This window comes from Geodermatophilus sp. DSM 45219, from assembly GCF_900104025.1.
Lineage (GTDB): Bacteria > Actinomycetota > Actinomycetes > Mycobacteriales > Geodermatophilaceae > Geodermatophilus.
This window is the reverse complement of sequence record NZ_FNIQ01000003.1, coordinates 544,773-558,802: the sequence shown is the minus strand read 5'-3', so window position 1 is coordinate 558,802 and position 14,030 is coordinate 544,773. Positions and strand designations below refer to the sequence as shown.

At 76.4% G+C, this 14,030-nt stretch carries 16 protein-coding genes and 2 riboswitches; of the genes, 9 read left to right on the top strand and 7 right to left on the bottom strand.

The window, feature by feature from the left end:
* Nucleotides 1-3: 3 nt before the first annotated feature.
* Nucleotides 4-609: a class I SAM-dependent methyltransferase gene (locus BLR12_RS11730; RefSeq protein WP_091377863.1), complete on the bottom strand. Its 606-nt coding sequence runs from the start codon at nt 607-609 to the stop codon at nt 4-6.
* Nucleotides 610-740: 131 nt separating this feature from the next.
* On the opposite strand from BLR12_RS11730, the gene BLR12_RS11725 reads away from it, so the two are divergent.
* Nucleotides 741-1,004 (top strand): hypothetical protein, encoded by a 264-nt coding sequence (locus tag BLR12_RS11725; RefSeq protein ID WP_091377860.1) that lies wholly within the window; start codon nt 741-743, stop codon nt 1,002-1,004.
* A gap of 52 nt (nt 1,005-1,056) precedes the next feature.
* Here BLR12_RS11725 and BLR12_RS11720 read toward each other — a convergent pair whose 3' ends face one another.
* Nucleotides 1,057-1,506, bottom strand: coding sequence for a pyridoxamine 5'-phosphate oxidase family protein (locus BLR12_RS11720; protein WP_091377857.1), 450 nt, complete (start codon nt 1,504-1,506; stop codon nt 1,057-1,059).
* A 30-nt stretch (nt 1,507-1,536) separates the two neighbouring features.
* Nucleotides 1,537-2,880 (bottom strand): DNA polymerase IV, encoded by a 1,344-nt coding sequence (locus BLR12_RS11715; protein WP_091377854.1) that lies wholly within the window; start codon nt 2,878-2,880, stop codon nt 1,537-1,539.
* 150 nt (nt 2,881-3,030) lie between these two features.
* Here BLR12_RS11715 and BLR12_RS11710 point away from each other — a divergent pair, with 150 nt between their 5' ends.
* Nucleotides 3,031-3,576, top strand: coding sequence for an NfeD family protein (locus BLR12_RS11710; RefSeq protein WP_218120631.1), 546 nt, complete (start codon nt 3,031-3,033; stop codon nt 3,574-3,576).
* Between the two features lie 2 nt (nt 3,577-3,578).
* Nucleotides 3,579-5,111: a flotillin family protein gene (locus tag BLR12_RS11705; protein ID WP_091377848.1), complete on the top strand. Its 1,533-nt coding sequence runs from the start codon at nt 3,579-3,581 to the stop codon at nt 5,109-5,111.
* A gap of 80 nt (nt 5,112-5,191) precedes the next feature.
* Here BLR12_RS11705 and thiD read toward each other — a convergent pair whose 3' ends face one another.
* The 3 genes from thiD to thiM form a co-directional block, all read right to left on the bottom strand.
* Nucleotides 5,192-5,998, bottom strand: coding sequence for a bifunctional hydroxymethylpyrimidine kinase/phosphomethylpyrimidine kinase (gene thiD, locus BLR12_RS11700; protein ID WP_304440646.1), 807 nt, complete (start codon nt 5,996-5,998; stop codon nt 5,192-5,194).
* Nucleotides 5,999-6,003: 5 nt separating this feature from the next.
* Complete coding sequence (thiE, locus tag BLR12_RS11695; RefSeq protein WP_091377844.1) at nt 6,004-6,663, bottom strand: thiamine phosphate synthase; 660 nt, start codon at nt 6,661-6,663, stop codon at nt 6,004-6,006.
* On the bottom strand, nt 6,660-7,448 hold the full coding sequence (gene thiM / locus BLR12_RS11690) for a hydroxyethylthiazole kinase (RefSeq protein ID WP_091377841.1): 789 nt from the start codon (nt 7,446-7,448) through the stop codon (nt 6,660-6,662). Before thiM ends, thiE begins: the two co-directional genes overlap by 4 nt.
* Nucleotides 7,442-7,536, bottom strand: a riboswitch (TPP riboswitch). It overlaps the preceding gene by 7 nt.
* A 46-nt stretch (nt 7,537-7,582) precedes the next feature.
* Nucleotides 7,583-7,669: riboswitch (TPP riboswitch) on the top strand.
* Nucleotides 7,670-7,676: 7 nt separating this feature from the next.
* Between thiM and BLR12_RS11685 the strand changes: the two genes are divergently transcribed.
* The 3 genes from BLR12_RS11685 to BLR12_RS11675 are packed head-to-tail and all read left to right on the top strand — an operon-like array spanning nt 7,677 to nt 10,018.
* Entirely contained in the window at nt 7,677-8,690 is a 1,014-nt protein-coding gene (locus BLR12_RS11685; RefSeq protein WP_091377840.1) for an alcohol dehydrogenase catalytic domain-containing protein, read from the top strand.
* 26 nt (nt 8,691-8,716) lie between these two features.
* On the top strand, nt 8,717-9,229 hold the full coding sequence (locus BLR12_RS11680; protein WP_091377837.1) for a DUF3291 domain-containing protein: 513 nt from the start codon (nt 8,717-8,719) through the stop codon (nt 9,227-9,229).
* 54 nt (nt 9,230-9,283) lie between these two features.
* Nucleotides 9,284-10,018 (top strand): sulfite exporter TauE/SafE family protein, encoded by a 735-nt coding sequence (locus BLR12_RS11675; RefSeq protein WP_176832469.1) that lies wholly within the window; start codon nt 9,284-9,286, stop codon nt 10,016-10,018.
* Between the two features lie 155 nt (nt 10,019-10,173).
* Here the strand turns inward: BLR12_RS11675 and BLR12_RS11670 are convergent, their stop codons facing one another.
* A complete protein-coding gene (locus BLR12_RS11670) occupies nt 10,174-11,898 on the bottom strand; it encodes a DEAD/DEAH box helicase (RefSeq protein ID WP_091377830.1) in 1,725 nt (574 codons plus the stop codon).
* A 439-nt stretch (nt 11,899-12,337) separates the two neighbouring features.
* Here BLR12_RS11670 and BLR12_RS11660 point away from each other — a divergent pair, with 439 nt between their 5' ends.
* The 3 genes from BLR12_RS11660 to BLR12_RS11650 all read left to right on the top strand — a co-directional run bounded on the left by BLR12_RS11660 (nt 12,338) and on the right by BLR12_RS11650 (nt 13,949).
* Entirely contained in the window at nt 12,338-12,571 is a 234-nt protein-coding gene (locus tag BLR12_RS11660; RefSeq protein ID WP_091377824.1) for a FitA-like ribbon-helix-helix domain-containing protein, read from the top strand.
* Nucleotides 12,568-12,960 (top strand): type II toxin-antitoxin system VapC family toxin, encoded by a 393-nt coding sequence (locus tag BLR12_RS11655; protein ID WP_091377821.1) that lies wholly within the window; start codon nt 12,568-12,570, stop codon nt 12,958-12,960. Before BLR12_RS11660 ends, BLR12_RS11655 begins: the two co-directional genes overlap by 4 nt.
* Nucleotides 12,961-13,106: 146 nt before the next feature.
* On the top strand, nt 13,107-13,949 hold the full coding sequence (locus BLR12_RS11650) for an alpha/beta fold hydrolase (RefSeq protein ID WP_091377818.1): 843 nt from the start codon (nt 13,107-13,109) through the stop codon (nt 13,947-13,949).
* Nucleotides 13,950-14,030: the final 81 nt, after the last annotated feature.

The window sequence follows — 14,030 nt, the reverse complement described above, 5'->3', positions numbered from 1 at the left end:
CGGTCAGGCGGGGCGCAGGACGGCGACCAGGAAGTCGGACTTCGGCGTGAACGGGCGCAGGTCCCAGGTCGACAGCAGCAGGTCCTCGGCCCAGCCGGCCGCGCGGGCGTCGTCCCGGAACTCGTCGAAGGCGTAGCCGCGGCCGGCGCCGAAGCCGACCACCGCCCGCCCGTCGGGCGCGACGTGGGCGCGCAGCCGCCGCAGGACGGCGACCCGCGTGCCCGGCGCCAGGAAGGCCATCACGTTCCCGGCGGAGACCACGACGTCGAAGGGCTCGGTGATGCCCAGCGCGGGCAGGTCCAGCTCGGCGAGGTCCCCGACGAGCCACCGCGGCCCGGGGTGGTCCTCCTCCGCGGCAGCGATCAGCACGGGGTCGACGTCCACCCCGACGACGGAGTGCCCGGCGCGGGCCAGCCAGCCGCCGGTCCGGCCCGGGCCGCAGCCGGCGTCCAGCACCCGGGAGCCGCGCGGCAGCATCGCGTCGACCAGCCGCGCCTCGCCGGCGAGGTCGAAGCCCTGCGCCGCGAGGTCCCGGAACCGCTGGACGTAGGCGGCCGAGTGGCCGGGGTCCTGCTGGGTCATCCGCACCCACGCGCTCTGCTCGACCATGGCCCCATCCTCGCCGACCCGTGCGGATCCCGAGGGAACCGGCACCTGGCACCCAGCATCTCCACAGGTGCGCACCCCAGGGTCGGCATCCGAGCGGCCCAGCGGGGACCGCCGGACGACAGGAGGCCGCCATGGCTGCCAGCACGACCGAGTGCAGGATCCTCTGGCTGCGGACGCGACCTCTGGTGCGCCTCGAGCCCGACCTGTCCGTGGACGTCGCCGTCCAGGTGGCCACCGTGGCCCTGGTCGACCACCCGGATGCCGTCGTCGACCGGGTCGAGGTCGACCCCACCGGCTGGTACTCGGCCCACCTGGTCACCCGCGCAGGCGTGCGGGTCGTCGTCCGGGTGGACCAGGACCTCACGGTCACGGGGTGGATCGCGCTGGCGCGCTGACCCGCCGGCCCGGCCGGGTGTGCGGCCGGGCTCCGGCGTGCCCGGGTGGCGGTCAGGTCCGGGTGCGGTCCTCGAGGCCGCGGCCGGGGTGCCAGGAGAGGATCCGCAGCGCCGACCGGTCGTCGGTCAGCCCCGTCCACACCACCTCGACGAGGTCGAGCCGGAACACGGACGCGCCGTCGTCCTGCCGGCGCGTCTCCACCGCCCGGCCGGCGACCTTGGCCTCCCCCGGCCAGTTCGCACCGTCCTCCCCCGGGTCGGCGGTCGGGCCGTGCAGCGCGAAGCGGGGGTCGCGGCGCAGGTCGTCGACCTTGCGGGCGCCGGCCATGGAGCCGATCCGCAGCTCGCCGTCGTCGCCGAACTCGACCTCGATGCCGCTGATCCGCGGCGACCCGTCGGCCCGCAGCGTCGCCACGGTCGCGTGCCGGCCCGCCGCGAACGCCGACCGCACCCGCGCCGCCAGGTCGGGGACCTCCGCGGCGACCTCTGCCCAGCTCGCCATGGCCCCAGTGTGGCGCGGCCCGCTGACGGGTCAGCCCGCGTCGGCGCGCCATTCCGGTGGCTCCGCGGGGTGCAGCGCGGGGTCGCCGGCGGCCAGCGTGCGCACCGGGCCGGGCGGGGTGCGCGGGCCCTCGAAGCGCACCGTGACCCGGCCCAGCCCCCGGCCCCACACCCACCCGGCGCCGAGCTCGTCGTGCCGCACGTCCTGGCCCGGCCACCACCGCGACTCGGCGGTCACCGGCTCCGGCACCTCCTCGGCCGGCTCGTCCTCGACCGCCTCGTCCGGCTGCGGGTCGTCGTCCACCGCGAACAGGTCGCCCTGGGCGTACAGCGACAGCCCCGAGACGCCGACCCCCAGCAGCCGCAGCCCGCCCTGCGTGCCGGCCTCGGCGAGCAGCCGGTGCGCGATCGAGGCGATCACCCGCGGGTCGTCGGTCGGCTGGGGCAGCGTCTGCGAGCGGGTGAGCGTGGTGAAGTCGTAGCGGCGCAGCTTGAGGGTCACGGTGCGCCCCGACAGGGCGGCGGCGCGCAGCCGGGCGCCGACCCGCGCGGCCATGCTCTCGACGTACCGGCCGAGCACCGCCAGGTCGGTGAGGTCCCGGGCGAAGGTCTCCTCCTGCGAGATCGACTTGGCCTCCCGCTCGGCGACCACCGGCCGGTCGTCCTCGGCCCGGGCCAGCGCGTACAGCCCCGTGCCGTGCGCCCGGCCGGCCAGCGCCACGAGGTCGGGCAGCGACTTGGCGGCGAGGTCCCCGACGGTCTTCACGCCCACCTGGTGCAGCCGCTCGGCGGTCGCCGGCCCCACCCCGCCCAGCCGGGTCACCGGCAGGGGGTGCAGCACCTCGAGCTCGCGCCCCGGGGGGACGACGACCAGCCCGTCAGGCTTGTCGAGGTCCGAGCCGATCTTGGCCATGAGCTTGGAGCTGCCGATGCCGATCGACCCGGTCACCCCGCCGGTGGCCGCGGCGATCCGCTCCTTGAGGTCCCGGGCCAGTGCGGTGACGCCGTCCACCGACAGGTCGTGCGCCGGGCCGGCCGCGAGGTCCACGTAGGCCTCGTCGATCGACACCGGCTCGACCAGCGGGGACACCTCGCGCAGCAGCGCCATCACCACGTCGGAGGTACGGCGGTAGGCGGCGAACCGGCCGCCGAGGAACGCCGTCCCCGACGGGCAGCGCCGCCGCGCCTCGGCGGTCGACATCGCCGAGCGGGCCCCGTAGGCGCGGGCCTCGTAGGACGCCGTCGCCACCACCCCGCGGCCGCCCGTGCCGCCGACGACCACCGGCCGCCCGCGCAGCGAGGGCTTGTCGCGCTGCTCGACCGCGGCGAAGAAGGCGTCGAGGTCCAGGTGCAGGATGCTCGCCTCCCGCTGCACGCCCCACCTCCTCGTCGTCCTCGCCGGCTCCCCCATGGTCGCCCGTCCTCCTCAGGGGTGAGGTGCGGACGCCCCGGTACAGGAAGTCGTTGATCATCCCGGGCAGGAGCTGGGAGTCTGCGTCGCAGGACACCGACGGGGAGGGACAGCGTGGAGGCGGTCTTCCTCGTCGTGGGTGCGCTCGGCCTGGGCGTCCTCGTGCTCTCCCTGGTCGTCGGGGAGATCGGCGACCTCGGCGACCTCGGCGACGCCGACGGCCCGTTCTCCGTCCCGGCGGTCGCCGCGATCCTCGGTGGTGTCGGCTTCGGCGGCGCCGCGGCCGCGTCGGTCCTGCCCGAGGGGATGGCGGACGGCGGCCGGGCCGGGCTGGCGGTGGTCGCCGGGCTGGTCCTCGCCGTCCCGCTGGCCTGGGCCGCGGTGCGGCTGTCCCGCGGGCTGCGCGACATGCCCACCGCCGAGACCCTCACCCGCCACCACCTGGCCGGCACCCAGGGCGTCGTCGTCTCCGCCGTGCCCCACCCGGGCTACGGCGAGGTCCGCCTGGTCCTCGCCGGCCAGCAGATCAAGTTCGCGGCGCGCAGCGACACCCCGCTGCCCGCCGGCACACCCGTGTACGTCGTCGAGGCGCTCAGCGAGACCGCCGTCCACGTCGTCTCGACCGCGCCCCACCCCCTGCCCGAGACCGGAGGCACCTGACCGTGGACCCGACCCTGCTCATCGCCCTCGGCGGCATCGCCGCCCTGGTGCTCCTGCTCGTGCTGTTCGTGCTGTCCCGGATCAAGGTCGCCGGGCCGAACCAGGCCTTCATCGTCACCGGCCGGCAGGGCCGCGAGGTGACCAGCGCGTCGGGGATCACGTCGCGGGACGCCTCCGGGCAGAAGGTCGTCATGGGCGCGAGCGTCTTCGTGCTCCCGGTCGTGCAGAAGCTGCACACCCTGGACCTGTCGAGCCGGCGCATCCCGGTGGGCATCCGCGGCGCGGTGTCCAAGCAGGGCGTCAAGTGCGACCTGGAGGGTGTGGCCATCGTCAAGGTCGGCGGCAGCGAGGACTCCGTCCGTGCCGCCGCGCAGCGCTTCCTCAACCAGCAGGAGGGCATCGACACCTTCACCTCGGAGGTGCTCGCCGGTGCCCTGCGGTCGATCGTGGGCCGGCTGACGATCGAGGAGATCATCCGCGACCGGGCCGCCTTCGCCTCCGCCGTCGCCGAGGAGGCCGAGTCCTCGCTCACCGGTCAGGGCCTGGTGCTCGACACCTTCCAGCTGCAGGACATCCAGGCCGAGGGCAGCTACCTGGCCGACCTGGGCCGCCCCGAGGCCGCCCGGGTGCTCAAGGAGGCGTCGATCGCCGAGGCCCGCGCGCGGCAGGCCGCCCAGCAGGAGCAGCTGCTCGCCGACGAGGCGATCGCGGTCGCCCAGCGCCAGCTCGCGCTCCGGCAGGCCGAGATCACCGCCGAGACCGACGCCGCCACCGCCCGTGCGGCCGCGGCCGGACCGCTGGCCCAGGCCGCGCAGGACCAGGCGATCCTCACCGAGCAGGAAAAGGTCGCCGTCCGGACCGCGGCGCTGACCGAGCGGCAGCTGGACACGCAGGTGCGCCGTCCCGCCGACGCGCAGCGGTACAAGGTCGAGCAGGAGGCCGAGGCGCGCAAGAACGCCGCCATCCTCGACGCCGAGGCCCAGCGGCAGGCGACGATCGCCGCCGCGCAGGCCTCCGCGGAGCAGGCCCGGCTCTCCGGCGAGGGCGAGCGGGCGCGGCGGTCGGCGCTGGCCGAGGCCGAGGCGGTGGAGGGCGCCAAGCGCGGTGAGGCCGAGAAGCTGCGCCGGCAGGCGATCGCCGACGCCGTCGAGCGCGAGGGCTCGGCCGAGGCGGCCGCGATCCTGGCCCGCGGTCAGGCCGAGGCGGAGGCGCTGGACGCCCGCTCGGAGGCATTCGCCAAGTACGGCGAGGCGGCGGTCCTGGAGATGCTGGTCAAGGTGCTGCCCGAGGTCGTGCAGGCCGCCGCGGCCCCGCTGGCCGGCGTGGACAAGATGACCGTCATCTCCGCCGACGGCGCGGGCTCGCTGGGCCGCTCGGTCGCGGCCAACGTGGCGCAGGGACTGCAGCTGTCCGGCGACCTGACCGGCGTCGACATCGCCGCGCTGCTGCGCCGCTTCGCCGGCGCGACCCCGAACGGGGACGGCGCCACCCGCGTCCCGATCACGACGGCCGACGGGGAGGAGCCCGCCCCCTGACCCCGACTCCCCCGTGATCATCGGCGGGTGGCTGGCCGCCTCGGCGTGTCAGGTGACCACCTGCCGACGATCACGGCAGGTCACACCCTCCAGATGCCGGCGAAGTGGTGCACGGGGCCGTGGCCGGACCCGACGCCCAGGCTGCTCCCGGCGGCCAGCGCACGCTGCAGGTAGTCCCGGGCGGGGTCGACCAGCTGCGTCCAGTCGTCGGTGCGGCGCCGGGCGGCCAGCGCGGCGAGCGCGGAGGACAGCGTGCAGCCGGTGCCGTGCGTCGAGGTGGTGTCCACCCGCGGGCGCCGGGTGACCGTCACGCCGTCCGCGGTGGCCAGCACGTCGACGCTCTCCTCGCCGCCCAGGTGGCCGCCCTTGAGCAGCACCGCACGGGGGCCGAGCGCCAGGAGCGCGGTGGCCTGCCCGGACAGCTGGCCGACGTCGGTGGCCGGCGGCGCGTCGAGCAGGACGGCGGCCTCGGGGACGTTCGGCGTCACCAGGTCGGCCAGTGGCAGCAGGTCGGTGCGGACGGCGTCGACCGCGGCGTCGTCGATGAGCCGGTCCCCGCTGGTCGCCACCATCACCGGGTCGCACACGACCGGGCCGGCCGGGCGGTCGGCGAGCGCGGCGGCGACGGCGCGCACCACGTCTGCGGTACCCAGCATGCCGAGCTTGGTGGCGTGCACCTCGACGTCGGCGAACAGCGTCGCCAGCTGCTCGGCGACGAACCCCGGCGGGACGCCGTGGACCCCGGTGACCCCGCGGGTGTTCTGCGCGGTCAGCGCGGTGAGCACCGCCGTCCCGTAGACGCCGAGCGCGCTGAAGGTCTTGAGGTCGGCCTGGATGCCGGCCCCGCCGCTCGGGTCGCTGCCGGCGACGGTCAGGGCTGTCGGCACCCCGCTCACACCCGCACCCCCTCGATCGCCGCGCGCAGCCGGCGGGCCGCGGCGGCCGGGTCATCGGCGGTGCACAGCGCCGAGACGACGCAGACGCCGTCCACCCCGGTCGCCGCCACCTCGCCGGCCCGGCCCGCGTCGATCCCGCCGATCGCGACGGTGGTGAAGCCGGCGGCACGCGCCTCGGCGGCCAGCGCGCGGACGCCCTCCGGGCCCAGCGCCCTCCCGGCGTCCGGCTTCGTCGGCGTGGTCCACACCGGGCCGATGCCCACCACGTCGACGGTGCCGGCCGGCAGGGCCCGGGCGACGTCCAGCTCGGCAACGGAGGAGACGCTGAACCCGAGCAGCCGGTCGGCCCCCAGCAGGGCGCGCACCTCGGCCGGGGGCAGGTCGTCCTGGCCGAGGTGGACGCCGTCCGCGCCGGCCAGCAGGGCGACGTCGACGGCGTCGTTGACCCACAGGACGACGTCCGGACGGTCGGCGAGCGCCGCCTGCACCGCGCGGGTGAGCTCGAGCAGCTCGCGGCGGGAGGCGGTCTTGTCCCGCACCTGCACGGTGGTGACGCCGCCGGCCACCGCGGCGCGGACGACGTCGGCGACCGGCCGCGGGCGGGACAGCGCGGTGTCGGTGACCAGGTAGAGGGTCGGGTCGAACGCGCGACTCATCGGAGGTCCGCCGCGGCCAGGGCCTCGGCGTCGACGGCGTCCAGCGCGTCGAGCCAGGCGGGCGCGAAGGTGCCCGGGCCGGAGGCCACCCGTGCGGCCCGCTCGGCGGCGACGGCGACGTGCGCGTGTGCGGCCACGGTGCCGGTCAGCGCGTCCCCGGTGGCCGCGACGTAGGCGGCGACGAGGGCGCCGAGCGCGCACCCTGCACCGGTGGTGCGCGTCAGCAGCGCCGATCCCCCGCCGACGCGGACGGTCCGCCGCCCGTCGGTGACCAGGTCGACCTCGCCGCTGACCGCCACGACACCGCCGGTGCGCGCCGCGAGCTCGGCAGCGGCCTTGGCGGCGTCGTCGGCACTGTCGGTGCTGTCCACGCCCCGGCCGCCGGCGCCCGCGCCGGTCAGCGCCATCACCTCCGAGGCGTTGCCGCGGACGACGGTCGGCCGCAGCCCGACCAGCTCGGTGGCCAGCTCGGTGCGGTAGACCAGGCCGCCGACGGCGACGGGGTCCAGGACCCACGGCGTCCCGGCCGCGCCCGCCGAGCGGGCGGCCAGCCGCATCGCCTCGGCGGTGCGGGCGTGCACGGTGCCCACGTTGACCAGCACCGCGGAGGCGACGGCGGCGAAGTCGCCGGCCTCCTCCGGGGCGTCGACCATCGCCGGGGCGGCACCGGCCGCGAGCAGGGCGTTGGCGGTGATCGTCTGCACCACCGTGTTGGTCAGGCAGTGCACCAGGGGGGTGCGTGCGCGCAGCGCCGCGCGGGCGGCGCGCAGGTCGACGGCCGGCATGCCGGTGACATCCCTTCGCCAGTACGAACTGGAGCAGGTTCGACGGGTGTGCTCTCAGTCCCCGAGGGGGACACCCCGTGCCACGTGCTCCCCGAACGTAACACCGCCCGGGCGGGTAGCGTCCGGGCCGCTGATCACGGGAGCCCGCACCCAGCGGGCTGAGAGGGCGGCTGGGGCCGCCGACCGTTCGAACCTGTCCGGGTCATGCCGGCGTAGGGAGGCCGTCCCGTGCGTGCTGTCCGTTTCTCCGGGGCCGGGGAGCCCCTCGTGGTCGAGGACGTCGACCGCCCGCGGCCGGGCCCGGGCGAGGTGCTGCTGGACGTCGCCGCGGCGGGGGTCTGCGGCACCGAGCTGCACTTCCTCGACGGGCTGCTCACGCCGGCCCGGACGCCGATCACCCTCGGCCACGAGGTCGCCGGGGTGGTGGCCGAGCTCGGCGAGGGGGTCGGCGGCGTGGCGGTGGGCGACCGGGTCGCCGTCCACTACCTGCACGCCTGCCACCGGTGCCGCTGGTGCACGGCCGGGGACGACCACCTCTGCGACGCGCCGCTGGGCTTCCTGGCCTTCGCCAGCGACGGCGGGTTCGCCGAGCAGCTCGCCGTCCCGGCCTCGTCGGTCGTGCCCGTCCCCGACGGGGTGGACCTGCCGACCGCGGCGACGCTCTGCTGCAGCGGGACGACGGCGCTGCACGCCGTCGAGGTCGCCGGCGTCACGGCCGGCACGGAGGCGGTGGTCTACGGCGTCGGCGGGGTCGGGCTGGCCCTCGTGCAGGTGCTGCGGGAGGCCGGGGCCCGGGTGACCGCGGTGGCCCGCAGCGCGCAGCGGCTGGCGCTGGCCCGCTCGCTCGGTGCCGCGGTCACGGTGGACGCATCGGAGCAGGACGTCGCCGCCGCCGTCCGGCACGCCACCGGCGACCGCGGGGCCGACGTGGTGTTCGAGCTCGTCGGCACGAAGGAGACCAGCGCCGCCGCGCTCGCCGCCCTCGGCAAGCGGGGCACGCTGGTCTACGTCGGGTACTCCTCCGACCGGGTCGAGATCCACCCGCTGGCGATGGTCGTGCCCGAGCAGCGGATCGTCACCTCGGTCGGCAACCGGCGCGCGGAACTGGTCGCCGCTCTCGACCTGGCCGCCCGCGGGCGGCTGGTCACCACGGTCACCGAGCACCCGCTGGCCGACGCCGCGCGGGTGCTCGACGACCTGCGCGCCGGCCGCGTCGTGGGCCGCGCGGTGCTCGTCCCCTGACCGGCGCCGCCCGTAGGGTCCGCGCCGTGGACCACCACCTCGCCCAGGTCAACGTCTCCCGGCTGCTCGCCCCGCTGGACAGCCCGCTGCTGGCCGACTTCATGGCCGCGCTGGACGAGGTCAACGCCGAGGCCGACCGCGCCCCCGGCTTCGTCTGGCGGCTGCAGACCGAGGACGGCAACGCCACCGCCGTCCGCGCCTTCGGGTGGGACGCCGGCGGCAGCCACGGCGTCATCGTCAACCTGACCGTCTGGCGGGACGTCGAGGCGCTCGCCGGCTACGTGTTCGGCGGCCGGCACCTCGAGGTCATGCGGCGGCGCCGCACGTGGTTCGAGCGGGCGGCCGAGGCGACGACCGCGCTGTGGTGGGTGCCCGCCGGTTCGCTCCCGACGACGGAGGACGCCGAGGAGCGGGTGCGGCTGCTGCGGGCCCACGGCCCGACGCCGGCGGCCTTTACCTTCCGGCAGCCGTTCCCGTCGCCGGGGTCCGCGGGCGACCTGCGCGCGGAGACCTCCGACGACTGGCTCTGCCCCGCCTGAGCGCGCCGTCCGGCTGCTCCAGGTGCACCCGGGCCGTGCGACAGGATGGCCGGTGTGCTGCTCGCGTCCCTCGCCGTCCTGGTGGGCGCGACCGTGCAGGCCGCCGCCGGGTTCGGGCTGGCGCTCATCGCCGGGCCCGCTCTCGTGGCCGTGCTCGCCCCCACCGAGGCGGTGACCACGCTGATGGTGCTCGCCACGACCACGACCCTGCTCCTGCTGCTCGTGCGCCGCGGCTCGAGGCCGGCCGTCCGGTGGACCGACGTCCGCGTGGTGACCCTCGCCGCCGTGCCCGGGATCGTGGCCGGTGTGCTGGTGCTCGCCGTCGTCAGCAAGACGGCGTTGCAGCTCGCGGTGGGTGTCGGCGTGCTCGCCGCCGTGGCGCTGCAGGTCCTGCGGCGCCCGGTCCCCGGCCGGACGGGGCCGTCCCGGTGGGCCACGCTGGTCGTGGGGCTGGTCGCCGGCCTGCTCACCACCACGACCAGCACCAACGGGCCGCCGCTGGTGCTCTGGCTCGAGCGGCGGCAGGTGGCCCCGGCGGAGATGCGCGACACCCTCGCGGCGCTGTTCCTCGCCCTCAACCTGATCGGCGCCGCGGTGCTCACGGCCTCGGGGCGGGCCGGACAGGCCCTCCGGCCCGAGGTGGTGCTGGTGCTGCTGGTGGCGGCGGTCGTCGGCCACGTGGCGGGCCGCCGGCTGTTCCACCTGCTCGACGTCCGCCTGTTCCGGGCGGCCGGGCTGACGCTGTCGGCCCTGGCCGGGACGGCCAGCATCGCCGCGGCGCTCGGCTGAGCTCTCCGGGCGCCCCTCGGAGCGAGCGCCCCCACTGGAGTCGATCATGGGGTTGTCGCCGTCGGGCGCGCGGTCGACGGCGCGCGGTCGAGCAACAACCCCATGATCAACTCGGGAGGAGGAGGGGGATCACGGAGTACGGCGCGGGGTGCGACTCAGTCGGTGAGGGCGACCGGAGGCAGCCAGTCGGCGTCGAGCAGCTCGGCGATCTCCTGCAGGGCCGAGGTGTCCGCACCGGCGGCGGAGCCGCTGACCGCCAGCCGCTCGACCATCACCCGCGCCACGTGCTCCTCCACGGTGTCCGCGGCGAACGCGACCCGCCACGGCGAGACCTGGCCGTCGCGGTGCGTGCGGCCGGTCACCTGGCGGGCCTGGATGCCGGAGAAGCGCGGCTGGTGGAACAGCCCGACCCGCGGCGCCGTCGAGGCGGTCCCGCCACCGGGCAGCAGCTCCCCCGCGTGCAGGCTGATCGAGGCGGTCACGGTGAACACGCACACCGGTGCCTCCCCGGACTGGAAGCGCAGCCGCTCGGCCTCGACGTCGAACCGGTCGCGGCCGTAGATGCCCGCCACCGCGATCCCGGAGTCCAGCAGCGCCTCGCGGATCGGGTCGGCCGCCGTCTCCACGAACTCCACCGACACCGCGACCTGCCGCTCGGCCTCCACCTGCGCCTTCACCCAGTCGACGGTGGCCTGGGCGCGGATCAGGCCTGCCTTCTGCCGGAACCGCAGCAGCGCGGCCCGGCCGCGCGCGGTCTGCCGGGCCCTGCGGGCCAGCTGCATCTCGGCGCGGAACTCCTGCCACCCGGACTCGTAGGCGGCCTGCTCGGCCGGGGTCAGGGCGACCGGCGTCCCGGTGACCGACACCGCGCCCCACGGGGCAGGGCGGTGCAGCGTCGCGGGCGGGTCGCCGGCGGCCAGCCAGCCCTGCAGCCGGGCGAGGTCGGCACGGCGGGCGTCGGCGTCCTCGGTCCACGCCCACCCGTAGCGGCCTCGTTCCACGTGGAACCCGTGCTCGGCGAGCTTCGCCGGGAGGTCCGCCCAGGCGCGCAGCGGCTCCCCGTGCCGCTGCGCCAACTGCGGCGCGAGGTAGGGCAGCTCCAGGGGCGTGTGTGCCGGGGTGGCGGTGGCGGCGACGACGAACGGCACGTCCTTGCTCCGGCCGCCGCCGGAGACGGCCTTCCAGTGCTTCCACCGCTGCGTGGTCGTGTGCCGGACCATGTGCGCCTCGTCGGCGATGACGACGTCGAACCGCAGCTCCGCCACCTTCGCCAGCCGGTCCCAGGTGGTGACGCACCAGCGCAGCCCGCCGTCGCCGAAGCCGGCGATCGAGCGGGTCCAGTGCGGGATGGTGATGGCCGCCGGGCGGTCGGCGACGACCAGTACCCGCGTCCCGCCGCGCATCTCGCACACCTCCCGCGCGGCCAGGACGGCGGTCCCCGTCTTGCCCACGCCCGGGTCGTCGCCCAGCAGGAAGACGCGGTGGCCCGCGGCAGCCGAGGCGACCACCGCCTCCGCGCCGGTCGCCTGCTCCTCGCGCGGCACCAGCGGCCGGCCCGGCGGCACCGGCCGCGGGGTGTCGTTGAGCTCGTCCTCGAGGAACCGCTCGAGGGTGTACGGCGGCGGGTCGTAGGCGGCCAGCTCCGGCGGCAGCTCGCGGCCGACCCACACGTGGGCCTGCAGGTCCGCCCGCCACTGGGCGCCCGGCGCCGGCGCCCGGAAGGGGACGGCGAGCACCCACACCCGCTCCCCCGGCCCGGCGACCGGCCGCTCGGGCGTCGGCGTCGCAGTGCGGCGGGCCGGCGCCTTCCGGCGGGTCGTCGTCGCGGTGCGGGTGGTGCTGGTCGAGCGGCTCGTCGTCCGCCGACGCCGTCCGGGCATGTGCGAGGTGCTCCTCTCCTCGGGCGGCGGCTCCGTTCGGGCCGTGCCACCCCGGGATCGTGCGTCGGCCCCGGCCGGATCGCGTGGTGCCCCGCCGGGCGCCGGACCTGCGGACCGAGGGCCCTTCCCCGCCCTGCTGGTGAGCACGGCTGCAGACCGGCGCTCCTGCAGCGGTGAGCTGCTGCCTCCCGGCCCCGCCGACCGATGCCGCGGAGGTCCTCCGGAACGGCTGGGACGGCACGCGTCCGGTCCGCCTCGACGGCACGCCCCTGCCCCACCCGCCGTGGCCGGACCTCGCCGAGGGGCTGCAGACCCCGAGGACCTGGCGCTCCCGGTGGGACTGGCACGGTCCTGAGCCACGGGAGTGACGCCTGTCGGACGGCCCGGAGCACATGCGCACCACATGTGGTCACATGTGCGGCACATGTAGAGTGGCATCGTGCCGAAGATGTTGCAGGTCCGCCACGTCCCGGACGAGTTGCACGCCGTGCTGCGTGAACGGGCGGCGGAGAGCGGACTGAGCCTCTCGGAGTACGTGCTGCGCGAGCTGCAGGCGGTCGCTGCCCGGCCGAGCAAGGCCCAGGTGCTGGCCCGGGCCGCTCGCCGTGGCGGACGGCTCTCCTTCGACGAGGCGGTCGCCGCCGTGGCCGCCGGACGCGAGGACAGCACGTGATCGTCGCCGACGCGTCGGTGCTCGTGCCGGCCCTGGTGGACGACGGCTCGGCCGGTGCCCTGGCGCGCGAGCGGCTCCTGGGCTCCGACGTCCACGCGCCCGAGCTCGCGGACGTGGAGGTGCTCTCCGTCGTCCGGCGCGAGGTGCTGGGTGGCCGGCTCACCCGCGAGCGGGGCACTGCGGCGCTGGAGGACTACGCCGAGCTGGCCCTGGAACGCCATCCCCACCTTCTGCTGCTGGCGCGGGCGTGGGAGCTCCGGAACTCGATCAGCGCCTACGACGCGCAGTACGTGGCACTCGCCGAGCTGCTCGACGTCCCGCTGGTGACGGGCGACGGGCGGCTCTCCAGAGCGCCCGGCCTGCGGTGCACTGTCGACCTGCTGCGCTGACCACCGCAGGGCGGCAGCCGGGACGCCGCCGGCGGGTGCTTCCCGGCTGCCCGCGACCCGGCGGGCGCCCCCGGCTCCTGGCACCCACCCACCCGTCGCCGCCGGTGCCCCCGAGCGTCCCCTGCGGACTCTGGTGCAATGACCGGGTGACCGACGAGGAGGAGCGGCTGCACGCCCGGACGCTGGGCTCGGCCGGGCCGCGCGTGGTGTTCGTGCACGGGTTGTTCGGCCAGGGCAGGAACTGGACGACGATCGCCAAGGGGCTCGCCACCGACCACCGGGTGACCCTGCTCGACCTGCCCAACCACGGGCACTCGCCGTGGACCGACCGGGTCGACTACGTCGACATGGCCGAGCTGGTCGCCGCCGAGCTCGCCTCCTCCGGCGGGCCGGTGACCCTCGTCGGCCACTCGATGGGCGGCAAGGTGGCGATGCAGCTGGCGCTGCGCCACCCGGAGCTGCTGCGCGCGCTGGTCGTCGTCGACATCGCCCCGGTCGAGTACCCGGTCTCCGGCGGCCGCACCGACGACCCCGACGAGGAGGCATCCCCGTTCGCCGCGTACATCGCCGCGATGCGCGCGCTGGACCTCGACGCGGTGGACACCCGTGAGGACGCCGACGCCGCCCTGCGCACCGCCGTCCCCAGCACGATGGTCCGCTCGTTCCTCATGCAGAGCCTCGTCCGTGAGGGGATCGGGGCCGGCGGCGGCTGGCGCTGGCGGCTGAACCTGGAGCTGCTCGAGCGCGACCTCGGCGAGCTGCGCGGCTTCCCCGACCCGCCGCCGGGCGCCCGCTTCGGCGGTCCGGTGCTGTGGATCGCGGGCGCGAACTCGCACTACGTGCTGCCGGAGGACCGCGCCCGGATGGACGAGCTGTTCCCCGAGACGCGGCTGGTGACGGTGAAGAAGGCCGGGCACTGGGTGCACTCGGAGCAGCCCGAGGTGTTCCTGGAGACGATCCGGCGGTTCCTCGAGCGCGTGGAGGGCTGAGGATCCGATCCAGGATCTCGACTGGAGATCGGACGGAATCGGTCGAAACCCCGGGTTGCCCCATCCGATCGGCTCCCGAGG